This window comes from Winogradskyella sp. R77965, assembly GCF_044594915.1.
GTDB lineage: Bacteria > Bacteroidota > Bacteroidia > Flavobacteriales > Flavobacteriaceae > Winogradskyella.
This window is the reverse complement of the sequence record NZ_CP138990.1, coordinates 1,651,649-1,677,121: the sequence shown is the minus strand read 5'-3', so window position 1 is coordinate 1,677,121 and position 25,473 is coordinate 1,651,649. Positions and strand designations below refer to the sequence as shown.

General features: G+C 33.0%; 25 protein-coding genes. 14 read left to right on the top strand and 11 right to left on the bottom strand.

Features of this window, described 5'->3' with window-relative positions:
* Window positions 1–12: 12 nt before the first annotated feature.
* Window positions 13–141, bottom strand: a complete 129-nt coding sequence (locus SJY34_RS07480) for a hypothetical protein (RefSeq protein ID WP_400080793.1) — start codon at window positions 139–141, stop codon at window positions 13–15.
* Window positions 142–279: 138 nt separating this feature from the next.
* On the opposite strand from SJY34_RS07480, the gene ffh reads away from it, so the two are divergent.
* From ffh to SJY34_RS07460, 4 genes are all read left to right on the top strand, one after another.
* Window positions 280–1,611, top strand: coding sequence for a signal recognition particle protein (ffh, locus tag SJY34_RS07475; protein WP_400080790.1), 1,332 nt, complete (start codon window positions 280–282; stop codon window positions 1,609–1,611).
* 68 nt (window positions 1,612–1,679) lie between these two features.
* Window positions 1,680–2,051 carry a four helix bundle protein gene (locus SJY34_RS07470; protein ID WP_400080787.1) on the top strand — a complete coding sequence of 124 codons (372 nt, stop codon included), beginning with the start codon at window positions 1,680–1,682 and terminating at the stop codon, window positions 2,049–2,051.
* A 117-nt stretch (window positions 2,052–2,168) separates the two neighbouring features.
* A complete protein-coding gene (locus tag SJY34_RS07465; RefSeq protein WP_400080785.1) occupies window positions 2,169–3,053 on the top strand; it encodes a bifunctional 5,10-methylenetetrahydrofolate dehydrogenase/5,10-methenyltetrahydrofolate cyclohydrolase in 885 nt (294 codons plus the stop codon).
* A gap of 14 nt (window positions 3,054–3,067) precedes the next feature.
* Window positions 3,068–3,787 carry a TIGR02206 family membrane protein gene (locus tag SJY34_RS07460; RefSeq protein ID WP_400080782.1) on the top strand — a complete coding sequence of 240 codons (720 nt, stop codon included), beginning with the start codon at window positions 3,068–3,070 and terminating at the stop codon, window positions 3,785–3,787.
* Here SJY34_RS07460 and SJY34_RS07455 read toward each other — a convergent pair.
* From SJY34_RS07455 to SJY34_RS07430, 6 genes are read right to left on the bottom strand one after another with little or no spacing between them, the layout of a single operon-like run.
* The gene (locus tag SJY34_RS07455; RefSeq protein ID WP_400081345.1) at window positions 3,773–4,195 is read right to left on the bottom strand and encodes a VOC family protein; all 423 of its coding nucleotides are present in this window, start codon (window positions 4,193–4,195) and stop codon (window positions 3,773–3,775) included. The two genes, SJY34_RS07460 and SJY34_RS07455, sit on opposite strands and share 15 nt — an antisense overlap.
* Entirely contained in the window at window positions 4,195–4,962 is a 768-nt protein-coding gene (gene rluF / locus SJY34_RS07450; RefSeq protein ID WP_400080779.1) for a 23S rRNA pseudouridine(2604) synthase RluF, read from the bottom strand. Before rluF ends, SJY34_RS07455 begins: the two co-directional genes overlap by 1 nt.
* A gap of 23 nt (window positions 4,963–4,985) precedes the next feature.
* Entirely contained in the window at window positions 4,986–5,810 is an 825-nt protein-coding gene (locus SJY34_RS07445) for an alpha/beta hydrolase (protein WP_400080776.1), read from the bottom strand.
* Window position 5,811: 1 nt separating this feature from the next.
* Complete coding sequence (locus SJY34_RS07440) at window positions 5,812–6,177, bottom strand: cupin domain-containing protein (protein WP_400080773.1); 366 nt, start codon at window positions 6,175–6,177, stop codon at window positions 5,812–5,814.
* A gap of 13 nt (window positions 6,178–6,190) precedes the next feature.
* Entirely contained in the window at window positions 6,191–6,748 is a 558-nt protein-coding gene (locus SJY34_RS07435) for a hypothetical protein (protein WP_400080771.1), read from the bottom strand.
* A 20-nt stretch (window positions 6,749–6,768) separates the two neighbouring features.
* Window positions 6,769–8,307, bottom strand: coding sequence for a helicase HerA-like domain-containing protein (locus SJY34_RS07430; protein ID WP_400080768.1), 1,539 nt, complete (start codon window positions 8,305–8,307; stop codon window positions 6,769–6,771).
* Between the two features lie 58 nt (window positions 8,308–8,365).
* Between SJY34_RS07430 and SJY34_RS07425 the strand changes: the two genes are divergently transcribed.
* Both SJY34_RS07425 and SJY34_RS07420 read left to right on the top strand, forming a co-directional pair.
* The gene (locus SJY34_RS07425) at window positions 8,366–8,812 is read left to right on the top strand and encodes a Rid family detoxifying hydrolase (RefSeq protein ID WP_400080766.1); all 447 of its coding nucleotides are present in this window, start codon (window positions 8,366–8,368) and stop codon (window positions 8,810–8,812) included.
* Window positions 8,813–8,963: 151 nt separating this feature from the next.
* Window positions 8,964–9,596: a 7-carboxy-7-deazaguanine synthase QueE gene (locus SJY34_RS07420; protein WP_400080763.1), complete on the top strand. Its 633-nt coding sequence runs from the start codon at window positions 8,964–8,966 to the stop codon at window positions 9,594–9,596.
* 52 nt (window positions 9,597–9,648) lie between these two features.
* Here SJY34_RS07420 and SJY34_RS07415 read toward each other — a convergent pair whose 3' ends face one another.
* Window positions 9,649–10,194 (bottom strand): DUF2911 domain-containing protein, encoded by a 546-nt coding sequence (locus tag SJY34_RS07415; protein ID WP_400080760.1) that lies wholly within the window; start codon window positions 10,192–10,194, stop codon window positions 9,649–9,651.
* Between the two features lie 236 nt (window positions 10,195–10,430).
* Between SJY34_RS07415 and asnB the strand changes: the two genes are divergently transcribed.
* Window positions 10,431–12,092 carry an asparagine synthase B gene (asnB, locus tag SJY34_RS07410; protein WP_400080758.1) on the top strand — a complete coding sequence of 554 codons (1,662 nt, stop codon included), beginning with the start codon at window positions 10,431–10,433 and terminating at the stop codon, window positions 12,090–12,092.
* 369 nt (window positions 12,093–12,461) lie between these two features.
* Here asnB and SJY34_RS07405 read toward each other — a convergent pair whose 3' ends face one another.
* Entirely contained in the window at window positions 12,462–13,973 is a 1,512-nt protein-coding gene (locus SJY34_RS07405; RefSeq protein WP_400080755.1) for an ATP-binding protein, read from the bottom strand.
* Between the two features lie 392 nt (window positions 13,974–14,365).
* On the opposite strand from SJY34_RS07405, the gene gyrB reads away from it, so the two are divergent.
* The 7 genes from gyrB to SJY34_RS07370 all read left to right on the top strand — a co-directional run bounded on the left by gyrB (window position 14,366) and on the right by SJY34_RS07370 (window position 23,844).
* Entirely contained in the window at window positions 14,366–16,315 is a 1,950-nt protein-coding gene (gene gyrB, locus SJY34_RS07400; RefSeq protein ID WP_400080753.1) for a DNA topoisomerase (ATP-hydrolyzing) subunit B, read from the top strand.
* Window positions 16,316–16,480: 165 nt separating this feature from the next.
* Window positions 16,481–17,527 carry a DUF6588 family protein gene (locus tag SJY34_RS07395; protein WP_400080751.1) on the top strand — a complete coding sequence of 349 codons (1,047 nt, stop codon included), beginning with the start codon at window positions 16,481–16,483 and terminating at the stop codon, window positions 17,525–17,527.
* Between the two features lie 149 nt (window positions 17,528–17,676).
* Window positions 17,677–18,603: a malate dehydrogenase gene (locus SJY34_RS07390; protein ID WP_400080748.1), complete on the top strand. Its 927-nt coding sequence runs from the start codon at window positions 17,677–17,679 to the stop codon at window positions 18,601–18,603.
* 73 nt (window positions 18,604–18,676) lie between these two features.
* Complete coding sequence (locus tag SJY34_RS07385; RefSeq protein ID WP_400080746.1) at window positions 18,677–19,288, top strand: hypothetical protein; 612 nt, start codon at window positions 18,677–18,679, stop codon at window positions 19,286–19,288.
* A 151-nt stretch (window positions 19,289–19,439) separates the two neighbouring features.
* Complete coding sequence (gene secDF, locus SJY34_RS07380) at window positions 19,440–22,481, top strand: protein translocase subunit SecDF (protein ID WP_400080744.1); 3,042 nt, start codon at window positions 19,440–19,442, stop codon at window positions 22,479–22,481.
* A gap of 119 nt (window positions 22,482–22,600) precedes the next feature.
* Window positions 22,601–22,993 (top strand): hypothetical protein, encoded by a 393-nt coding sequence (locus SJY34_RS07375; RefSeq protein WP_400080741.1) that lies wholly within the window; start codon window positions 22,601–22,603, stop codon window positions 22,991–22,993.
* Window positions 22,990–23,844 (top strand): hypothetical protein, encoded by an 855-nt coding sequence (locus SJY34_RS07370; protein WP_400080738.1) that lies wholly within the window; start codon window positions 22,990–22,992, stop codon window positions 23,842–23,844. The genes SJY34_RS07375 and SJY34_RS07370 overlap by 4 nt, the downstream gene beginning before the upstream one ends.
* Window positions 23,845–23,892: 48 nt before the next feature.
* Here SJY34_RS07370 and SJY34_RS07365 read toward each other — a convergent pair whose 3' ends face one another.
* Together SJY34_RS07365 and lgt are read right to left on the bottom strand one after the other, a co-directional pair.
* Window positions 23,893–24,390, bottom strand: coding sequence for a DUF192 domain-containing protein (locus SJY34_RS07365; protein ID WP_400080736.1), 498 nt, complete (start codon window positions 24,388–24,390; stop codon window positions 23,893–23,895).
* On the bottom strand, window positions 24,390–25,217 hold the full coding sequence (gene lgt / locus SJY34_RS07360) for a prolipoprotein diacylglyceryl transferase (protein ID WP_400080734.1): 828 nt from the start codon (window positions 25,215–25,217) through the stop codon (window positions 24,390–24,392). The genes SJY34_RS07365 and lgt overlap by 1 nt, the downstream gene beginning before the upstream one ends.
* Between the last annotated feature and the right edge of the window lie 256 nt (window positions 25,218–25,473).

Here is a 25,473-nt window from a genome sequence, read left to right as displayed (position 1 = left end):
TGTTTTGCGGTTTTATTGGTTGTCAGCAAATAATATTTTAGTCCCGTTATTGGCAGATATAATTCTCTTTATTTCGTAATACTGATCTAATTCGCCTAAGTCTTCAATGGTTTTACCATTTGTGTATAGCTGATGTTTCATTAATCATTTGTACTAAAGTTGAAATCGATAATCAAATTGAATGGAATTTCAATTTATTAGAGATATAATTATGTATATCGAATTCGTTTATCTCTTCTAAATTCTTAAATTTGCAACTTGTAAAAAGAGATAAAGATTATGTTTAATAATTTAAGCGATAAGTTAGATAAAGCGTTACATGTATTAAAAGGTCATGGTAGTATTACAGAAGTAAATGTTGCCGAAACTTTAAAGGAAGTAAGACGTGCGCTTTTAGATGCCGATGTTAACTTCAAAATTGCTAAAGAATTTACCAATAGAGTCAAGGAAAAAGCTCTAGGTCAAAATGTATTAACAACACTTCAGCCTGGTCAATTAATGGTTAAAATCGTCAAAGACGAACTAACCGAATTGATGGGAGGAGATGCAGAAGGTATTAATCTTTCGGGTACACCAAGTGTTATTTTAATGTCTGGTTTACAAGGTTCTGGTAAAACAACCTTTTCTGGTAAACTTGCCAATTATTTAAAAAATAAAAAAACAAAAAAACCATTATTGGTAGCATGTGATGTATATCGTCCAGCAGCGATCGATCAGTTACATGTTGTTGGTGATCAAATAGGTGTAGAGGTCTTTAGTGATAGAGGTAATAATGATCCTGTAGCAATTTCGCAGGCTGGTATTGCTCATGCAAAAGCTAATGGACATAATGTTGTTATTATAGATACCGCTGGTCGTTTAGCAGTTGATGAAGCTATGATGACTGAAATTTCTAACATTCATAAAGCTATTCAACCACAAGAAACTTTATTTGTGGTAGATTCTATGACAGGTCAGGATGCCGTAAATACAGCAAAAGCCTTCAATGATATATTAAATTTTGATGGAGTTATTCTTACTAAGTTAGATGGTGATACAAGAGGTGGTGCAGCCATTTCTATCAAGTCTGTCGTTAATAAACCAATTAAATTTATTGGTACAGGTGAGAAGATGGAAGCAATTGATGTATTCTATCCATCTCGTATGGCAGATCGTATTCTGGGAATGGGAGATGTTGTTTCACTTGTTGAACGTGCTCAAGAGCAGTTTGATGAAGAGGAAGCACGAAAACTTCAGAAGAAAATTGCTAAAAACCAATTTGGGTTTGATGATTTCTTGAAGCAGATTCAGCAAATAAAGAAAATGGGTAACATGAAGGATTTAATCGGAATGATACCTGGAGCAGGAAAAATGATGAAAGACGTAGATATTGATGATGATGCTTTTAAAGGTATTGAAGCGATTATTCATTCCATGACTCCTGCCGAACGTTCTAATCCCTCACTAATTAACGCAAGTCGTAAAAAGAGAATTGGTAAAGGCTCTGGGACTTCAGTACAAGAGGTAAATCAGTTATTAAAACAATTTACTCAGATGAGTAAAATGATGAAGATGATGCAAGGTGGAGGTGGAAAGCGTATGATGCAAGCGATGAAAAATATGCCGAGATAGTTTAGTTTACAGTCACAGTCTCAGCTTTCAGAAGTTTACTAATTAAAAATGTTGAAAAAATAGTATTTATGGATTTCAAAAAATTATTGGCCTATCAAAAAGCGTTCGATTTAGCTATGTCAATTTATGAAATCTCAAAATCCTTTCCAAAGGAAGAAACATATTCCTTAACGGATCAAATTAGAAGAAGTTCTCGTTCAGTAAATGCTAATTTGTCTGAATCATATAGAAAAAGAAGATATCCTAAACATTTTATTAGTAAACTAACAGATGCGGATGGGGAAAATTCTGAAACTAGTACATGGTTAGATTTTGCGTTTGCATGTGAGTACATTTCGATAGAACAACATAAAGATTTATCACATCAAGGAATTGAAGTTGGTAAATTAATAAATTATATGATTAACAATCCAGTAAAATTCGGAGTAAAAGAAGAGTAATTTGTTTTAACATAGTTTGTGTCGCATGATTAAGTCACTGAAAACTGAGACTACAACTATAAATTATATAAGAGAAAGCAACTGAAAACTGAGACTGCGACTGAAAACTTATAGAGCATGACAATTTTAGACGGTAAAAAAGTAAGCAACGAAATTAAAAATGAAATAGCGGAAGAAGTAAAGCTAATGAAGGCAAATGGTGAGAAAGTACCTCATTTAGCTGCTGTCATTGTTGGAAATGATGGTGCAAGTTTAACTTATGTTGGCAGTAAAGTAAGAGCTTGTGAGCGTATTGGTTTTGAATCTACAATGGTACGTTTATCGAATACAACTAGCGAAATCGAATTGTTGGATACGATTGAAGAGTTAAACAATAATGACGATATTGACGGCTTTATTATACAGTTACCTTTACCACCTCAGATTAATACTCAGAAAGTATTGATGGCTGTAAATCCAGATAAGGATGTAGATGGATTTCATCCTATGAACTTTGGGAAAATGGCTTTGGATATGTCTACGTTTATTCCTGCAACACCTTTCGGAATTCTTGAGCTTTTAGATCGTTATGGTGTTGAAACCAAAGGGAAACATACGGTTGTTATTGGTCGTTCTCATATTGTTGGTCGTCCTATGAGTATTTTAATGGGACGCAAAGGTTTTCCGGGAAACTCAACAGTAACTCTAACACATAGCCACACCAAAAATATTACACAGATTACATCTCAAGCGGATATTATTATTTCTGCTTTGGGAATTCCAAAATTCTTAAAGGCAGAAATGGTAAAGGACGATGCTGTTATTATTGATGTCGGAATTACACGTGTGCCAGATGATTCTGAAAAAGGATATTACATTACAGGTGATGTTGATTTTGAAAATGTGAGTAAAAAATCAAGTTACATTACGCCAGTTCCTGGTGGAGTAGGCCCAATGACTATTGCCATGTTGTTGAAGAATACATTATTAGCAAGAGAACAACACAGAAAGCATAACAGATAATCCTGATGAGTTTAATGCAATCTCTTATCGTTATAAATTCAATGGTGATAGGAAGTTTGCAACATATTTTGCCAATAGTTTTAGCTATTACACTTGCTATTTGGTTAATAAAATATGCACAGCATAATTTAAGTGAAACTCAGAAGCAAAATGCAATTCACTATTTTGCCTGCTTTATCTCTTTAACTGTTATTAGTTTTCATCTCTATCGAATACTTTTTGATAACTATAATTTCAAAACTGATTTACCACTATACCTATGTAGTTTAATGGCATTGCTGATACCATTATTTACTTATTACCGTAAATATTGGATGTTCGAAATATTGGTGTTTTGGATTATTGGAGGAACACTTCAAGCCATAATTACTCCAGATATTACAGATGGTTTTCCTAGTTTCGATTATTTTAGATATTGGATAGCACATTTAGGATTACTTGTGGTAATTTTTTATTTCATTTTTGTGTTTAATATGAAACCAAAACTGAAGAGTGTCTTTAAATCATTCTTGGCACTTCAAGTTTATGTGGTAATTATGGTACTATTGAATTATCTTTTAGATGCTAATTATTTCTATCTAAATGAAAAACCCAAATCAGCTTCATTATTGGATTATTTTGGTGAATGGCCTTTTTATATCTTGGTTGGACAATTGATAATTATTCCACTATTCTTGATAATTTACTTACCATTTTATTTTTCTAAAAGGCGTAAAAAGTTACTTGGCGAATAGCTGACTCATATCCTTAAATGCTTTAAATTCTAGAGCATTACCCGATGGATCTTTAAAAAACATGGTCGCTTGTTCTCCAACTTGCCCTTCAAAACGCACATAAGGTTCTATAATAAATTTAATGCCTTTAGACTTTAAAAGTTTTGCAAATTCTTCAAAAGGATCCCAAGGTAAAACTACACCAAAATGTGGAACAGGTACGTCTTTACCGTCAACTGAATTGGTATGAGTATCATCTTCTGTTTTAGGCTTATAATGAATAACTAATTGATGTCCAAAGAAATTATAATCTACCCAATGGTTGCTGCTTCGTCCTTCTTCAAGATTTAAGATGTTTGTGTAAAAATTTCTACATTCAGATAAATTATGAACGGGAATTGCTAAATGGAATGGTGATATTTGCATAATTAACGTCTATTTCTTCGTTGATTTTGTTGGTTGACTTCGTACGTCTTTTTAGATTCACTAATTAAATCACTCAATGTCTTAAACTCTGCTTTGGTAAGTTCTCTATATTTTCCGACTGGAGTGTCTAATTTAATATTCATTATTCTAACCCGTTTTAATGTCTGAACTTCATAATTCAAATACTCACACATTCTTCGGATTTGACGATTCAATCCCTGTGTTAGAATTATACTAAAAGTGAATTTATCAATCTTTTTTACATCACATTTTTTTGTGCGCTTTCCTAAATCTTCGAGATAAATTCCACCAGCCATACGCTCAACAAAGGTTTGCGAAATTGGTTGGTCTACAGTAACAATATATTCTTTTTCGTGATTGTTACTAGCTCTTAGAATTTTATTTACAATGTCTCCATCATCTGTCAATAAGATTAAACCTTCACTGGGTTTATCTAAACGACCTATAGGAAAAATACGTTTTGGATAGTTAATGTAGTCTATGATGTTATCTTTTTCAACTCGTGTATCTGTTGTACAAACAATGCCGACAGGTTTGTTAAATGCTAGATAAACAAAGTTTTCTTTTCGTGCTCCAATAATTTCACCATCAACTTTTACTATATCATCTGATGCTACTTTTGTGCCCATTTCAGGTACTACATTGTTAATTGTTACTCTGCCAGCATCGATTAAACGATCGGCTTCTCTGCGAGAGCAATAACCAGCTTCGCTGAGGTATTTATTAAGGCGTGTTAGGTTATCTGACATGGTGCAAAAGTACGATACTTAATCTAGTTTATAAACTGAATAATCTTTGGTATCAGAGATTTATCTTTTAGACTGTGACCAAAGCCAGTTGTACTAATCAACTCAGAATTTTTATAACGATTAGCAAAAAGCAAAGCATCTTCGTAGGGGATGATTCTATCTTTTTTATCATGAATAATTAAGCCTTTAGCCGAGATAGTTTCCGAAAAATTTGCAGCAGAGAAATAATCTACAGGCTTATTAAAACGCTCTAAAACTAAACGATCTAAGCCATCAGAGATTCTACAATTAAAACCCATCATAGTTTTATAACGTGAAAAAACTCCGGTAAAATGCGCAGGTGCACCAAGTGAAATAATCTTTTTTACAAAAGGCAAATTATAGTTATGCATACTAAATATTGTTGCCATACCACCCACTGAATGACCGATGATAACTTCAGGTTTAAATTTTTTAGCCACTATAGCTAAACATTCTGAATATAAAACAGCATTAAATTGGCGTCCACTAGATTTTCCATGTGCTGGCGCATCTAAAGCCACAATGTTATAATCTTCGGCTTTTAGTGCACTTAGTATATAACTCCAGCGAGAGGAATTACTCTCCCAACCGTGTGCCAATAGAATAGTCTTATTTTTACCTACCCAACGATAGGTTGCTATAGAGCCACTATTAAAATCTAATTCTTCAAAAAATGCAGATTGCATGGTTGGGATTTGTGCGTCGGTATAACGTCCTTTGCGAGGTGAAGCAAATAAATTTAAAGCTTTTTTTGTAGCATATTTTGAAGATATTAAGCTCGTAGCATTGAGTACATTTCCTATGGATTTAATGACAAAGCTACTCATATTATTGGTCTTCTCGATTTACAGAATCTATAGAAAATGCAGGTAGGCAAATTGCTATATATTCACATGGTTCAGTAAATGGGTTGGAGTATTGAAGTCTTGTGTTTTTTTCTACTTTTATAGATTGTCCAGCTTCTAAAACTATGGTTTCACCATCTATTATGAACTGTTTTTTACCTTTAATTATAAAAGTATATTCATCAAACTCTGGAGTTTGAAAAGGTTCGCTCCAACCTGCAGGGGCAACCATATGTGCAATGCTGATTTCAGAATTACCATCAGAAGCATTCCCAAAGTGTTCCTTTATAACCTTACCATCATCTGTTGGAACTAAAAATGGTGAGTTCTGAATTTTATATTTTTTCATTCTTATTTTCGACTTACCAATGAATCATAAAATACTTAATCTTTGCTTTTCCAGGAACTTGAATCGGATCTATCGTCATATCCATATCAAAACGCATACTTGCTGGTAGTTCAGTTTTATCAATAGTAAATGAAGCATTAATTTCATTTACAGAAACTACGATGGCATTGATAAGATTATCAATTTTTGAAATTTTATAAGTTTCGCTAATATCTTTAAACGTACTCAGCATGGAAATATTCTTTTCTGTTTTATAACGTTCATCAATTATTCTAACACTAGAAATTACTGAAGTAGAATCTAGTGCTTCTTTTGGTGACAGGTCTAATAGTTTTTTACCAGTTTTTTCAAAAACTTCAATGGTGTTTACAGACCCTGTAAATTCATCTCCAGCAATATAACGTACCACAGAATCATTAATAAAAATGGTCTCTAAATCTTTAACTTGGGTAGAGTCGGTTAATAAACCAATGTGGTTCTTTTCTATTAAGAATGGATTTGGAGGAGTGTCTTTTGCACAACTAGCTAATAATAGTGCACATATTAAAATTGCACAAAGCGTATTTTTCATATCTAAGATTTAGGTTTTAATTATCTAAGCATTTTAGTTAAAATTCCTAAAACACTTCGTATTACTGTTGGGCTAGAGAGTACTTTAACGATTGGATTTTGCCTAGTGCTACGTCTTCTACTTGAGCTAGATTTGCGTTTGCTTTCTGCCTTTTTAAGTGCTTCTTTTTCTTCTTTTGCTTTTCGTTTAGCTTCTTCAGCTTCTGCTTGCTCAATCTTTCCATTAAGCATTTCGTATGCACTTTCTCTATCAACCTCTTTATTATACTTTTTCGCAAGTTTAGACTGAGCTAATAAGCTTCCTAATTCAGCTTCAGTTAAAATATCCATTCTACTCATTGGTGCGCGCATCATGGTTGCGGCCAAAGGAGTAGGTTTTCCTTTTTCATCTAGTGCAGACACTAAAGCTTCACCAATTCCTAATGAAGTTAAAACTTCTGCAGTATCATAATATTCAGTATCTGGATAATTCTGGGCTGTGAGTTTAATGGCTTTTCTATCTTTTGCTGTAAATGCTCTTAAAGCATGTTGAACTTTTAATCCTAACTGACCTAAAACTGCCTCAGGCACATCAGTTGGGTTTTGAGTGACAAAATATAAACCAACACCTTTACTACGTATCAATTTAACGATGCTTTCAATCTGATTAAGTAAAGCATCAGAAGCTTCATTAAAAATTAAATGCGCTTCGTCAATAAACATTATAAGCTCTGGTCTTCCACTATCTCCTTGTTCAGGAAATGTTGAATATATTTCAGCTAATAGGCTTAGCATAAACGTAGAAAACAACTTCGGCTTATCTTGAATATCAGTTAACCTAATAATATTAATATAACCTCGACCATTCTCATCTACACGCAATAGATCCTGAGTGTCAAAAGAAGTCTCACCAAAAAATAAATCTCCACCTTGTTGCTCTATTTCTATAAGTTTCCTTAGAATTGCTCCAGTCGATGCTGTGGAAATTCTACCATAAGATTCTTCAAATTCCTTTTTGCCTTCACTAGTAGCATATTGAAGTATTTTCTTAAAATCCTTTAGATCTAATAGCGGTAATTTATTATCATCACAATATTTAAATATCACGGAAATAATTCCAGCTTGCGTTTCAGTTACATTTAATATTCTTGAAATCAGTACGGGTCCAAATTCGCTAATGGTTGCTCTTAATCTTACACCATCTTGTTCCGATAAAGTCATGACCTCGACTGGAAAAGACTTTGGTTCAAAAGGTAAACCTATTTTTTCATGTCGTTCGTCAATTTTTGGATGTCCTGGACTTGGTTTTGCCAAACCGCTTAAATCACCTTTAATATCCATTAAAAGAACAGGAACACCTTTTTCAGAAAGGTTTTCGGCTAAAACTTGTAGTGTTTTTGTTTTACCAGTACCAGTAGCACCAGCAATTAGGCCATGTCTATTCATGGTTTTTAAAGGAACGTTAACGAAAGAATTTGTCATTGTTTCTCCTTCGAGCATTGCAGATCCTAAGGTGATATAGTCACCTTTAAACGTATTGCCATTAGCAATATCCTCTATGAATTTTTTAGAATTCGTCATCAGTCAGAAAATTTGCATAAAAATACTGTAATTTTAATCAAGTTTAAAACCAATTAGCATGAAGTCAGTATTTTCAATTTTAAGTTTATTTATTTTAATGAGTTTTCAGTCTTGTGAAAATTCTAATTCTGAAATTATTTTTCATAAGTCTCACGAACCTAGTCGAGCAGATGTACCTTTTAGTGATGCCGTAGAAACAGATGATTTATTATTCTTAACAGGTCAGATCGGTAAAAATCATAAGACAGGTAAATTGGTTACGGGTGGTATTAATGCAGAAACTAAACAGGTTATAAAGAATATTAAAGACGTTTTAGAGTATCATAATTTGTCATTAGACGATATTGTAAAGTGTACAGTTATACTAAAGGATATAGACGATTTCAAGGATTTTAATTGGGTTTATACAACATATTTTCCGAAGAAACCAGCACGTACTACATTTGCAGCTTCTGGTTTAGCAGGTGGAGCGAGTATTGAGATTGATGTTATTGCAGCGAAGTAGTGAAAAGTATCAAGTAAGAAGTATCAAGTATTGGATATTAAGTTTCAGTTTAAATCATTTTGAACTTCTGTTTTGCACCTATGAGTCTTCACGATATAACTTCTAGCTTCTAGCTTCGCACTTCAAACTTTTAAAACTATCTTTGCCTCCTATGACAAGACGAGAAAAACAAGCACTTATAGACAAAGGCCATTTATTGCCTTTAATGGAAGAATTTTACACCATCCAAGGGGAAGGCTTTCATAAGGGTACAGCCGCTTATTTTGTTAGAATTGGAGGTTGTGATGTCGGTTGCCATTGGTGTGACGTGAAGGAGAGTTGGTTGCCAGAATTGCATCCTGCTACAGATACAACTAGGATTGTTGATAATGCTGTAAAGTATAGTGACATTATTGTAGTAACAGGAGGTGAACCCTTAACTTGGGATATGGGACCATTAACAGAACAACTAAAAGCAAAAGGTGTTCAAACTCATATAGAAACTTCTGGCGCCTATAAATTAACAGGAGAATGGGATTGGATTTGTTTGTCACCTAAAAAAATAAAGCTACCCACAGAAGAAATATACAATAAAGCGCACGAGTTAAAGTGCATCATTTACAACAAAGACGATTTTAAGTTTGCAGAAGAGCAAGCGTCTAAAGTAAATAAAGATTGCATTTTATATTTACAACCAGAATGGAGTAAGCGTGATAAAATGATGCCGCAGATTGTAGATTATGTGATGGCTAATCCTAAATGGAAAGTGTCATTGCAAACTCATAAGTATTTGAATATTCCATAATAAGAAAACGCCTTGATTTCTCAAGGCGCTTTCTTATAAATAAATCTTTTATTTATTTAGTAAAAGGTACTGCAACTCTTACTGTTCCCCAGCCTAAGTGCATATGAATACCATCATTTGATTCTTCGAAAGCAATAGAAAATGCGTCTAATGAATCTTTTCCTTCTGTTACCGGAACATTTAAACGAGCTACATCGTTCTCTTCTTTATAAAAATAACTTCCCCATACATTTAAATCAGTACTGATTATTGCAGTCCATTCATCTTCACCAGGAATTACATAAAATGTGTAAGTACCAGCTTTTACTGAAGTGCCACCTAATGTCATGTCTTTGTACAATGTTAATTCTGCAGCTTCATTTGCTCCTGTTCTCCATACTTTTCCTTTAGGTGCTAACTCATCTACAGAACGTCCTTTTAATTGAGGTCGACTATACGTTATTTTAGCAAGTTTATCAGATTCTTTATAGGAACTTGGGAATGAAGCTGCGTCCATAGGACTTTTGTCTAATCCTTTAAATTCTTGAGCGTCGGAATTAAAAGATAAAAGCATTAAAAATGCAAATGCAATTGAGGTAATAAGATTCGATTTTTTCATAATAAATAGTGTGTATTGTTTTTTTAAAAGTAATTGTAATAAGGCAAAATGGTCGTAATTAAATATTAAAGTTTACAGATTAAAAGTTAAAGTGTCAATTTTAAAGCTTTGTTGTTTTTAATTCAAGTAAAAAACTATTTATTAGTTATTATTTGTAATCATTTTACTTGTTTATGTTTAAAATATGAAAGTTTAGTATCATATTTGCTTCATAATTAATAATTAAATAAATAGTTATGTGCGGAATAGTATGTGCGTTTGATATAAAACAAAAAACTGATGACTTAAGACCAAAAGTCCTAGAAATGGCAAAAACGATTCGTCATCGTGGACCAGATTGGAGTGGGATTTATAGCGATGACAAAGCTATTTTGGCTCACGAGCGTCTGGCAATTGTAGATCCGGCATCTGGTAAGCAACCCTTATTCAGTCCAGATAAAAAATTAATCTTAGCGGCCAATGGAGAAATCTATAACCATAGAGAATTACGAAAGCAATTTCCTCATTATGACTTTCAGACCGAAAGTGATTGTGAAGTAATTTTGGCGTTATACCAAGAAAAGGGTGCTGACTTTGTAGATGATATGAATGGTATTTTTGGTTTTGCCATCTATGACACAGAAAAAGATGAATATTTTATCGCAAGAGATCATATGGGAATTATTCCTTTATATATTGGTTGGGATAAAAACGGAACATTTTTCGTAGCATCTGAGTTGAAAGCTTTAGAAGGAGTTTGTACAAAAATTGAATTATTTCCTCCAGGACATTATATGTCTAGTAAAGATGGTGAATTTGTAAAGTGGTATAAACGCGATTGGACGGATTATGATGCTGTAAAAGAAAATGAAACAAGTATTGCTGAGGTAAAACAAGCCCTAGAGGATGCTGTGCACAGACAGTTAATGAGTGATGTGCCTTATGGTGTTTTATTGTCTGGCGGATTAGATTCTTCAGTTACGTCAGCAATCGCTAAAAAATATTCTGAAAGACGCGTTGAAGCCGATGATAAAGAACAAGCATGGTGGCCACAATTACACTCATTTTCTGTAGGTTTAGAAGGTTCACCAGATTTAGCTGCAGCAAAAAAAGTAGCAGATTTCATAGGTACTGTTCATCACGAGATTAAATTTACAATTCAAGAAGGGTTAGACGCCATTAAAGATGTAATTTATAACATCGAAACGTATGATATTACGACGATACGTTCGTCAACTCCAATGTACTTAATGGCAAGAGTTATTAAGTCTATGGGAATTAAAATGGTATTGTCTGGAGAAGGAGCGGATGAGATTTTTGGAGGGTATTTATATTTCCATAAAGCGCCAGACGCTAAAGAGTTTCATGATGAAACGGTTCGTAAATTAGATAAGTTACACATGTATGATTGCCTAAGAGCAAATAAAAGTTTAGCAGCTTGGGGAATTGAAGGTCGAGTGCCATTTTTAGATAAAGAATTTATGGATGTGGCAATGCGCATCAATCCAAAGGATAAAATGATTAACGGAGAGCGCATGGAAAAATGGGTTGTGCGTAAGGCATTTGAAGAGATGATTCCGGAAAGCGTCGCATGGAGACAAAAAGAACAGTTTAGTGATGGTGTAGGTTACAGCTGGATTGATACCTTAAAAGAATTAGTAGAGAAAGAAGTCACCGACGAACAAATAGCTAATGCTAAATTCCGTTACCCAATTAATACACCTCTAAACAAAGAAGAGTATTACTACAGAACTATTTTCGAAGGGCATTTTCCTAGCGATGCAGCAGCTTTAAGTGTACCGCAAGAAGCAAGTGTAGCATGTAGCACCGCAATTGCATTAGAATGGGATGAAGCATTTAAAAACATGAATGACCCATCTGGTAGAGCAATTGCTAATGTGCATGATGAAGCGTATTAATGTGGTATTGAATTTTTAAGGCATAGTGGAAGAAAATTCAGCAAACCGGATTCATCCTTAAATTCTCATCGGAATTGATAAAATATAATTGTAAAGTAAATTTGAAAGTCAGTTTTTTAAGCTGACTTTTTTTAAGTGGATCATTTCACTAAATTTATTAGCACAAAAATCTGAGTTCGATTATTCGATACCTACAAGGTCGAAAAAGATCTTACAGCATATAAAATATGATGAGTATTTGAAAAACAGCTTATTGCAGTTTTTATATGAATCGAATTCAGATTAAAAATACCATAAGAATTATGGTTTTTAATAGGCCTTAATCTATTCCAGCTAATTTAATTCTGTTATAGGCTTAAAGTAAGTTTTTTAAGCAAATACAGCTTCAGCCTTTGGAACATCTGGAGTTAGGTGTTCAATTCTATCAATAATTCTAAATAACTTAGACTTATCAAGTGGTTTAGTAACGCAATCTATAAATCCGGCTTCATAGACTTCGCTAATTATTTCTGCGGATGAATATGCAGTATGCGCAATTATAGGTAAAAATGGTTTAAATGTTTTAATGATTTTTCTTGCTTCAAGACCACCCATTTTTGGCATTTTCATGTCCATAAGCACCAATTGAATTTGATCATTCTCTTCACACGCTTTAACAGCTTCAACACCATTTTTAGCCCTAATAATATTGTAATTTCTTATTTTCATTACTCTTTTAATAAGCATGAAATTTATCTCATCATCTTCAGCAATCAATATTGTTAAAGGTTTAATTTTATCTGCAGTATTAAGAGCAACTTCCGTTATTGGTTCTGCTTGTAAGCTCGTTAATTTTAATGGTATTGTAAATGAAAAAGTAGTACCAATATTTTCAATAGAATTTAACCAAATTTTTCCTCCTAACATTTCAATATAGGCTTTAGATATTGCTAACCCTAAGCCTAATCCACTAAGATTTACTGTTTTATCGTTTTGAATTCTATTGAACCTGTTAAAAATATTTTGAGAATCTTCTTTAGACATACCAATACCTGTGTCTGTTACATAGAATTCTAAGGCATTATTTTCAGGACTAATCTTATAGCCAAAATTAACAGAACCTCTCTCACTATATTTTACAGCATTATTTAAAAGATTAACAATAACTTGTCTAAGCTTAGTTTCGTCGCTTAAAAGTTGAAAAACTACAGGTAATTTTGGTTGGTCAAAATTAAGTCTTAATGGTTTGTCTTTAGGAATTGTAATCTCAACCGTTTGTTTTATGTCATTTAGAGTTTCGTCTAAATTAAAAGCACCATAGTTTGGTTTTATTTGGTTGGTGTCAATTTTAGACATTTCTATTAAATCGTCTATAATAGATACTAAGTTCTTGCCACTACGAATGATAATTTTTATAAATTCTACTTTTTCAGATTCAGTTAATTTTTGATTACTCAATAAATCTGAGAATCCTAAAATGGCATTCATTGGAGTTCTGATTTCGTGAGAGAGATTTGTTAAAAATGAAGATTTTAAAAGTTCACTTTCTTCAGCTTTTTCCTTGGCTTTTTTCAATTCTTCTTTTTGAAAATGACACTTATATAAAAAGGAACCAATTTCATTTAAATCTTTCGACCTAATTTGGTGTCCATTAATAGATTCAAGATTGTTGGTTTTTACAGCACTGGTTATTAAGTCTAATGGTACTTTAATCTCTTTTTTAAAGAAATAGAGATAGGTTATAGGTAAAGCTGAAAAGCTAAGAATTAGAAGTGAAATAAAAATGGCGCTGTAGCTTCCTAATAAATAGAAGGAAATAACATTAAAAAGTAGAAAAAGCACACCAGAAGTTGCTATTACAAATGCGAACCTATTATAGGTTGAATTTAAAATATTTTTCATTAAGCGGTAGTTTTGGGATTACCAAAGTAGTATTTAAATTAAAAGCTGATTATTTGCGCTTGAAAATTTCGTTAAAATCCGAAAATCAACGTTATACCCGAATTATTGTCGAAAAAATCGGTTAAAATGAATTTGAAAATAGAGGTTCTTACAAATGTTGTGTTTTTTGTGTTTTTGAGAGAATAAAAAAATCACCAAAATCCATTTTAAGCCACTTTTTAGCCATTCTAAGGCATTTTTAAGTAATTAACAAATGTTGATAATTATCACTTTCAATTGATAAAAACCTTTTAAATGGCACTTTAAAATCGTATATTTGTTAGTATTCAAAAATGATACAATTGTGTCATTTTTTTATGCCATAAATCGAACTAAATCTTATTAAAAATATAATGAGCGAAAAAAGAGAAGAATTTAACAAAGACAACTATTCAGCAGATAGTATTCAGGCATTAGAAGGCATGGAGCACGTACGTATGCGTCCATCAATGTATATTGGTGATGTTGGTACACGTGGTTTGCACCATTTAGTATATGAAGTAGTTGATAATTCTATTGATGAGGCCTTAGCTGGTCATTGTGATAATATTACGGTAACAATCAATGAAGATAATTCTATTACTACAGAAGATGATGGTCGTGGTATTCCTGTTGATTTACACAAAAAAGAAGGTGTTTCGGCATTAGAGGTCGTTATGACTAAAATTGGTGCTGGTGGTAAATTCGATAAAGATTCTTACAAGGTATCTGGTGGATTACATGGTGTTGGTGTAAGTTGTGTTAACGCACTTTCCGAGCATCTTAAAGCAACCGTTTTTAGAAAGGGTAAAATTTACGAGCAAGAATATGAGCGTGGTAAAGCCATGTATCCTGTTAAGCAAACTGGTGATACAGATAAAAGAGGTACAACGGTAACTTTTAAACCGGATCCGACCATTTTTACGCAGACGCTAGAATATAATTACGATACTTTAGCAAGTCGTTTGCGTGAATTAGCATATTTAAATAAAGGTATTACGGTTCACTTAATAGATAGAAGGCATAAAAAAGAGGATGGTGAGTTTGAAGGTGAAACTTTTCATTCTGAAGAGGGTCTTAAAGAATTTATCAAATTCTTAGACGGTAATCGTGAACCTTTAATGAAAGATGTTATTGCTTTTGAAGGAGAAAAAAATGGTGTGCCAGTTGAGGTTGCTATGGTTTATAATACATCATATGCTGAGAATTTACACTCTTACGTCAACAATATTAATACACACGAAGGAGGTACACACCTTTCAGGCTTTCGTCGTGGATTAACCCATACGCTTAAGAAGTATGCAGATGGTTCTGGGATGTTAGATAAATTAAAATTTGATATCTCTGGTGATGATTTTCGTGAAGGTCTCACGGCTATTGTTTCTGTGAAAGTACAAGAACCACAATTTGAAGGACAAACTAAAACCAAATTAGGTAATAGAGAGGTTTCCGCATCTGTATCTCAAGCTGTTTCAGAAATGCTAACGGACTATTTAGAGGAAAATCCTGATGATGCTAAAACAATTGTTCAGAAAGTGATACTGGCTGCTCAAGCACGTCACGCAGCCCAGAAAGCACGTGAGATGGTACAGCGTAAAACTGTAATGAGTATTGGTGGTTTACCAGGGAAATTAAGTGATTGTTCTGAGCAAGACCCTGCAAAATGCGAAGTATTCCTTGTTGAGGGAGATTCGGCAGGTGGTACTGCTAAGCAAGGTAGAGATAGAGCTTTCCAAGCTATATTACCATTAAGAGGTAAGATTCTTAATGTTGAAAAAGCGATGCAGCACAAGGTATTTGAAAACGAAGAAATTAAGAATATCTTCACTGCACTTGGTGTTACTATTGGTACTGAAGAAGATCCTAGAGCTTTAAATCTTTCAAAATTAAGATATCATAAAGTTGTGATTATGTGTGATGCCGATATTGACGGTAGTCATATCGCCACATTAATCTTAACATTCTTCTTTAGATATATGAAAGAGTTAGTGGAGAATGGACATATTTATATTGCTACTCCACCATTATATTTAGTTAAAAAAGGAGCGAAAAAGCGATACGCTTGGTCTGATAAAGAACGTGATGAAATCATGACAGAATTTGGAGAGAATTCAAAAATTCAACGTTATAAAGGTCTTGGTGAAATGAATGCTGAACAACTTTGGGATACTACAATGAATCCTGAGTTTAGAACTTTACGTTTAGTTCAGATTGATAATGGAGTAGAAGCGGATCGTGTATTTTCTATGTTAATGGGTGATGAAGTACCACCACGTAGAGAATTTATTGAGAAGAATGCTATTTATGCAAATATTGACGCATAAACATTAATAATTTTGTTAAAAAGCACCTATTTGATAGGTGCTTTTTTTGTTTTCTATTTAGGAATGATAATAATAAAATATCGATTAAAAGCAAAAAATAACGATAAAATACGTTTTATTCAATTTTTTTTATAGTTTTGCGTTAATATTATTATTATTTCAATTATGAGAAAACTAATAGCATCAATTATCTTAATTGCTGGTATGCAATTTAGTAATGCGCAAGAATTAGAAACTATTTTACTTGCATCAGACGATGCAAGTTTATTGACGCAAAATTATTTAAGACCTGCATTGGAAGGCCTAATGTATAGTATGAATGGTGGTTGGGCAACAACAGCTAAAGTTCATAAAAAATTCGGATTTGATGTTACAATTGGATTTAATGGGTCTTTAGTACCTGATGAAGCTCAATCTTTCGCTTTTTTACCTAGTGACTATAGATTTTTAGAATTACCTAATGGCGAAAATGAGTTGCAAACTGTAATGAGTGAAAATGATGCTGAGACCTCGGTTGACATATCTATTCCTGTTGGCGATGGTACCTTTAAGGCTGCAAGTTTTAATATGCCAGGTGGTATAACTCAGGATTTGCCAGTTAATGCAGTTCCAGCTCCGACCGTTCAAGTAGGTTTTGGATTGCCCTCTAAAACTGATATAAAATTGCGATTTGTTCCAAATTTAAACTTTGATGACGATGTGGAAGCTAACTTAATAGGACTTGGTTTACAGCATGATTTAACCCAATATCTAGGACCTCTAGATAAGCTGCCATTCAGTCTTTCTATTCTTGGTGCTTTCACAAATATGAAAGTTGCCTATGCTATCAATGATGAATCTGCAACAGATAACGTCGCTATAAATAATGGTGAGGCTGAATTTAAAATGAATACATGGACGGTTCAGGCTCTAGCTTCTTTAGATTTTAAAATAATTACATTTTATGGCAGTCTAGGCTACAACAATGGAAAGACAACTGCTAGAATGAAAGGTGATTATACATTAACATATGATATAGAAGATAGCAATGGAAATCAGGTAGGTACTGTTAATGAATCTATATCAAACCCTATAAGTTTAGATTTTAATGCTAACGGAATGCGTGCTACCCTTGGAACTAGGTTAAACTTAGCCTTTTTTAAAATATTTGCTGATTATACCATTCAAGAGTATGATACAGCAACTCTGGGAATAGCATTCAGCTTTAGATAGACTATAACTAGAAATATAAATATAAAGAGCAACCTATTTAGGCTTGCTCTTTTTTTATTAACCAATTACTATGATTTATGTCATGGAGTTTCAAGCATAAAACCTTAAATTTGTATCTGAATTTTTAATAACGCTTAAAATATAAAAACATGAAAATAACAGTAGTTGGTGCAGGTGCAGTAGGTGCAAGTTGTGCAGAATATATTGCCATTAAAAACTTCGCTTCTGAAGTTGTAATTCTTGACATTAAAGAAGGTTATGCAGAAGGTAAAGCCATGGACTTAATGCAATGTGCATCGTTAAATGGATTTGATACAAAAATAACAGGAAGTACGAGCGATTATTCTAAAACAGCAAACAGTGATATTTGTGTAATTACTTCTGGTATTCCGCGTAAGCCAGGAATGACTCGTGAAGAATTAATTGGTATTAATGCTGGTATTGTAAAGTCTGTATCTTCAAGCTTAGTAGAACATTCGCCAAATACAATTATAATCGTAGTTAGTAATCCAATGGATACTATGACTTACTTAGTACACAAAACTATAAATCTTCCAAAAAACAGAATCATAGGAATGGGTGGTGCGTTAGATTCTGCACGTTTTAAATACAGATTGGCTGAAGCTTTAGAAGCTCCAATTAGTGATATAGACGGAATGGTAATTGGTGGACACAGTGATAAAGGAATGGTGCCTTTAACATCGCATGCGACTAGAAACAGTATTAATGTTTCAGAATTTATTTCAGAAGAACGTTTAAACCAAGTTGCAGCTGACACAAAGGTCGGTGGAGCTACATTAACTAAATTGTTAGGAACTTCTGCTTGGTATGCTCCTGGAGCAGCTGTAAGTGGATTGGTGCAAGCCATAGCATGTGATCAAAAGAAAATATTCCCTTGTTCTACCTTTTTAGAAGGTGAGTACGGTTTAAGTGACTTATGTATTGGTGTACCTGTAATTTTAGGTAGAAATGGAATAGAAAAAATTGTAGATGTACCATTAAGTGCTGCTGAAAAAGCACATATGGCAGAAAGCGCTGAAGGCGTTAAGAAAACTAATGGTTTGTTAGAATTATAAAATTATATACAAGTAACAAAGACTAGAGAAATAATCCCGATAGCTATCGGGATTATTTTTTTATATTTGCCGCATGAAAACTAAGTTGCATTTAGGAATATTAGTTATACTCTTAGCTTTTTTTGGAAGGTATGTAGAGGATTCTACTTTGCCTAATCAACAAGTGACTATTCAGTTTTCTGATAAGAATATTTCCAAAGAACGTGCTTTAAGCACAATTAAAGTCATCCAAGAACGTCTTCAGGATTTTGGTGCCGAACAGATTCAAATTGGCCAAAGTGAAAATGGTCTTCTAAAGATTACATATTTCAGTAAGGCAGATGTCTATAAAATTCAAGACATACTATCTAGTGCCGATGGTTTAGAATTGCCCAATGATTCGAAAAGCGGAAACACACAAGATTTTCCTTCAGAAAAAGAAGGAAAGGACTATGAACTCAATATTTCTAAAATTCAAAATTCCAATAATATTAAATGGGATTGTGAAATCATTGAAGTTGTACAACTTAATCAGAAAAGTGAATATTCCCTTAATCCAAAAGTTAAGACTTCGGGAGAACATATCAATACACAACAAAGTAATAGTAAAATTAATGCTGCCCTTAAGGTTAATACCACTATTGCAATTGCGATAGATCATATTTCTCATAACATTCCTGAAGTCCGAGCAGGACCAATCATCTAAGGAATTACCATCATTAATAATTCCCACTTCATTTCAAGTCTTTCTTTTCAATCAAAAGACTAAAATCTATTTAATTAAAAACATTGTCGATTAACAGTGTAAACTCTATATTTGCGCGTTTTATAATATTCGACATTAAACAATAATAACAATGCAAAACAAAGGAATAATTAAACTTTTTGCACTTTTATTTGGTTTAGTAAGTATATACCAATTATCATTTACTTTCAAAGCCAATCAGATAGAAGATAATGCAAAAGAAGTAGCAGTAGCTAAGTATGCTGATACAGAAGACGACTACCAATCTAAAAGAAATAATGAAGAAATACGTTATTTAGATTCTCTTAAGACTACAAAAATTCAGGTAGGTGATGAATTAGAACCTATAGAAGTTTACAACATGTTAGGTGTGTCACAATACACCTATTCTGAAGTTGAAAACAATGCCATGAAACTTGGTTTAGACCTTAAAGGAGGTATTAACGCCATTATTCAAATTTCGGTAAAGGACATTTTAAAAGGATTAGCTAATAATAGTAAAGATCCTATATTTAATAAAGCATTAGATGATGCGGAGGAATTACAAAAGGATGCACAAGAATCTTATTTAGAATCATTTTTTAGAGCTTTTGATGCTATTAAAGGAGATACAAAATTAGCATCACCAGATATTTTTGCCAATCGTGATTTGAGTGAAGACATTAAATTCGACATGTCTGATGATGAAGTAAAAGGGATTCTTCAAATAAAGATAGACGAATCTATAGTCTCAGCATTTGAGGTATTACGTAATCGTATTGATGGTTTTGGTGTATCGTCTCCTAACATTCAACGTTTAGGAAATTCTGGTCGTATTTTAATCGAATTACCAGGTGCAAAAGACAAAAAGCGAGTTGTAGATATTATAACAAAGACAGCACAATTACAGTTTTGGGAAACGTATAAGAATCAAGAAATTGTGCCTTATATTTTACAGGTAAATCAAGCTTTAGTTGAAGCAAATAAAGCAAAAGAAACTAAAGATGATATCGCTGAAGCAACGGAAGTACAAGATAGTACATCTAATGCTATTGATGAGTTAACAGGGCAAATTGAATCAGATTCTACAAGTGTTGCAGAGACCAACCCATTAGGTATTCAGGGTTATGGAGGCGGATCTGTTGTTGGTACTTTTTTGTCTAAGGATAGAGAAAAAGTATTGGCAGCTCTTAATGACCCAAAGCAAAGAACGCAATTGCCAGCAGAAATGCGTTATGTAAAATTTGCTTGGGGAATTCAGGAAAAAGACTCTGAGTTTTCAGATTTATACGCTATTAAAACAAATAGAGATAATATACCACCATTAAGTGGTTCTGTAATTACGGATGCAAGACAGGAATATGACCAGGTCAGTCGTCCTGCGGTAGGTATGAGTATGAATGCCAAAGGAGCTAAGATTTGGGAAGAAATGACTAAAAAAGCTTATGAAACACAAGGATATATAGCTATTGTTTTAGATAATATTGTGTATTCTGCACCAAGTGTTTCTACTGGTCCGATTGCAGGTGGTAACTCTCAAATATCTGGATCATTCTCTTTGACAGAAGCTGTTGATTTAGCTAACGTTTTAAGAGCTGGTAAATTACCAGCTTCGGCTGAGATTGTTCAAGCAGAAGAAATTGGACCTTCACTAGGTCAAGAAGCTATTGATAGTGGAATGAAGTCTTTTGCAATAGCATTAGCATTCGTATTGCTTTGGATGATATTTTACTATGGTAAGGCTGGTATTTTTGCCGATATCGCTTTATTATTCAATATACTTTTAATTTTTGGTGTATTATCGAGTTTAGGTGCCGTATTAACATTGCCTGGTATTGCAGGTATCGTTTTAACCATTGGTATTTCGGTAGATGCTAATGTACTTATATTTGAAAGGATTCGAGAAGAACTTGCCAAAGGGAAGTCGCAAAAAGAGTCGATTAAAGATGGTTTTTCTAATGCATTATCATCAATTTTAGATGCAAATATTACAACAGGTTTAACAGCTTTAATCTTATTTGTATTTGGTACAGGGCCAATTAAAGGTTTTGCAACAACATTAATCATTGGTATTTTAACATCTTTATTTACAGCAATATTTATTACTCGTTTATTAATTGACTGGTGGACAAATAGAGGAGGGTCTTTAGATTTCTCTACAGCTATGACTAAAGGTTTATTTAAGAATGTTAATATTAATTTCTTAAAGAAACGTAAGATTGCTTATATCATTTCAGGAGTATTCATTGTTGCTAGTTTAGGATCTTTGTTTACTAATAAATTAGATCAAGGAATTGATTTTGTTGGTGGTAGAACTTACCAAGTGCGTTTTGACCAAGCAGTAAGCGTTGAAGAAGTAAAAGGTGATCTTAATGATGCTTTTGGAAGTGCTGAAGTTAAAACAATTGGCTCGTATAACGAACTTAAAATTTCAACTAAGTATAAAGTTGAAGAAAATTCAACAGCAGCAGATGAAGAAGTGCAATCTAAATTATTTGAAGCTTTACAAAAGTATCTGCCTTCAGGAATGACTTATGAAGAATTCCTAGATGGTTCTGGTGAAGCTAAGATTGGTAAAATGTCTTCTAGTAAAGTGAGTCCTACAATTGCAGATGATATTAAGAAATCTTCATTTTGGGCCGTATTAGGTTCGTTGGTGGTTGTATTCTTATACATCTTATTTAGATTTAAGAAATGGCAATTTTCACTTGGTGCTGTAGCTGCCGTGTTCCATGATGTCTTAATCGTATTAGGAATCTTCTCATTAACATGGAAGTTTATGCCATTTAGTATGGAAATAGATCAAGCGTTTATTGCTGCTATATTAACGGTTATTGGTTACTCACTGAATGATACGGTTGTTGTGTTCGATAGAATTAGAGAATTCTTAAATGAACATACATCTTGGGAATTCGGAAAAACCATTAATGCATCATTAAATAGTACATTAAGTAGAACCTTGAATACCTCTGTAACTACGTTGGTGGTATTATTGGCAATGTTTACTTTTGGTGCAGATTCATTAAGAGGTTTATTATTTGCCTTAATTGTTGGTGTAGTTGTTGGTACATATTCATCTATGTTTATCGCAACACCATTAATGTATGATACCGCTAAAAAAGGTGATGCTGCGGAGTCTCTGAAAAAGAAGGTCAAAGAAGAAGATGAAGCATAGTCTTTCACTTTATTTAATTACAAAAAAATGCCTTTCAGATATGATAGGCATTTTTTTGTACCAATAACTTTTAATAATATATTTATATTTTAGTACACCTAATACAACTAAATGATTCTTTGAAAAATATAATTTTAAAATACGGTATTCCTATTCTTGCGATTGTTGTTATAATCATACACCTTTTTTTTGTGAATATTCATAACCTTAATAAATGGAAAGGTGGTGGTTATGGAATGTATTCCGAAATGCATTATTATTATAATCAAATATATATTCCTGATATGTCTGTTGATTCTTTAGTAACAGACAATGACATGAAAAACTCACTAGGCTTTTTAATGTTAATGCCTAATAAGAATAACCTTAAAAGGTCTGCTGAGCTTGTTTTAAAATCTACTAAAAAAGATAGTATCCATATGCAGATATGGAGGCCAATAGTAAATTCGAAAAATGGTGTCTATTCTAGAGAATTGGTGAATGAGATTTATTTAAAAAATCAAGAGGAATGACAAATTGGTTGAATATAAAAGATAAATTGAATGATTCTATTGGCTTCGCTAAGCAATTATTGCTATTACTACTTGGAGTCTATGTTTTTATTTTAGCAGAAGACCAAAGGCTATTGAAAGTCCCATTATTTTTTATTGGACTATTAAGTTGGTTCTTATGGCGTGATAGAATAAAACATCCTATAATTTGGATTGTCTTCTTGGTAACGCTATTGTTGGATCTATATCATTCATATTTCTGGGTGGCAAATCATCATTTTATGTTATTGTTTATGGTGTTGTCGATTATTTTCTTTTACTATCATAAAAGCCAAAATATTCTTTTAATAAACATTCAGATAATAGTAATTATAGTAGTATTAACATCAGCTTTGCAGAAGCTGTTGTCTAGTCAGTTTGTGAGTGGTGATTTCTATTATTATATGATGAATAGGGGTAAGCTATTTAACTTTTTTATTAATTTTTTCCCAGAAATCCATCAAGTGGCTGAAAGTAATGAAGAGAGTTTATTAGCGCTGTATGCTACTGACCCAAATTTAGAGCAGAGCATTGTATTAAAGGATGTTGTTCCCAATCTTAGACTGATTAGTCTAATTTTTTCGTGGGTAACTGTAGCGGTAGAATTCTTGGTAGCAGTCGCCTTAATATGGAAACCAAGAAGTATGTGGACTCATCTACTTTTTGCCGGAATGATTCTCGGTATTCTATGTGTGAGATTTGAAACTGGATTTATGGGCTTACTAGCAATTTGCGGATTATTTTTATGTAAAAACCTTAAATTGAGAGTATTGTATACTATAATTGTTATGGCCTGTATATCGCTTATCGTAACAAAAATTGGATTTCATTAGTGCCAGTTAGATCATTTTTTTTTGGAAATATTAAAAAAATAATATTAATTATAAGCGCTCATACTCAATCCTATCTCCAACTTCAACTTGCCATTCATCAAATAGACCTCCATTAATTTCTAGAACATATTGAGCAGGTGCATTAGAAGGAAGTGATGCTTCATCAAAAGGCCTAGCGTTTTTCTGTACACTGACAATGATTTTATCTTTGTTAAGATAAATGATGTCTAATGGAATCTTGGTGTTTTTCATATAGAAACTTCTAAAATCCACATCAGGAAATACAAAGAGCATTCCATGATTGGTTTCTAACTTGGTTCGATACATTAAACCCGTTTGAGTTTCATATTCGTTATCCGCAATTTCAATATCCAAAATTTGTATAATAGAATCCGATGCTGCTTTCTTTAGCGTTAATATTCCTTCTTTTTGAAAACTAACAATAACTTTTTCTTCAGGTGTTTTCGTCTTTTTTTCTTTACATGATGAAAAGCAAACAAATCCTACGAGAATGAGCGAAATTTTTAAAAGAAGTTGAAGTCGCATTAATTGTGTTTTGTTTTAGGCTTGTAAATAAACATAAAGTATAAACCAATTATTATAAAAGGAATACTTAACCATTGCCCAGTTTTTAAATTCAACCAATTAATATATTCATCTCCTTGAGCTTCTTTTACAAACTCAACGAAGAATCGTACAGTCCAGAGTAGAACTAAAAACAGTCCAAATAAGAATCCTTGTTGTTCCGATTTTTTAGTTTTCCAATAGAAATAAAACAGAATTAAAAACACAAAAACATAACAGAAAGCTTCATATAATTGTGCGGGATGACGTGCAAAGTTTTCTCCATTTTGGGTAAATATTACTCCCAACGCACTATCGGTTTTAATACCAACAATTTCAGAATTAATAAAATTTCCAATTCTAACAAAAACGGCACCTAGTGCCACAGGAATCACCACACGATCTAAAATCCAAAGAACTGTTTTGTGTAGTACTTTTTTATTGTAGAGATACATAGAAATAATCATAGCAATCGCCGCTCCATGACTAGCCAACCCTTGAAAACCTGTAAACTCAAAACCACCTTTAAATTTAAAAGGTAAAAAGATGCTAAAGAAATCTTCGGTAATCAGCTCTGGTTGATAAAATATAACATGGCCTAATCTGGCTCCTAGCATAATACCAAGCACAGAATATATGAATAATGAGTCTAAAGATTCATCAGATTGACCTTCCTTTCTATAAATACGTTTGGTGATGTAGAAACCTAAGATGAAGGCAATAATCCACATCATACTATAAAAATGAAGTTTAAAAAAGCCTAAATCAATATATTTTGTTGGATCCCAATCCATCTGTAATAAATACATATATACTCTATTTTATACCGTAAATATAATATTTTGATAACGATTGAAAACCAGATTAACTTAATATTAGTTTTCTTTTGGTGGAACAGGATCAAAACCTTTCCCTCCCCAAGGCGACAGAGCGTTAAGAAAATGTACGGAGTACATTTTTAGTGAATGGGCGAGCTGGCGCGCGAGGGAAAATTTTTAGTTGTCATCCTTCCTTGGAACAGGATCAAAACCTTTCCCTCCCCAAGGCGACATAGCGTTAAGAAAA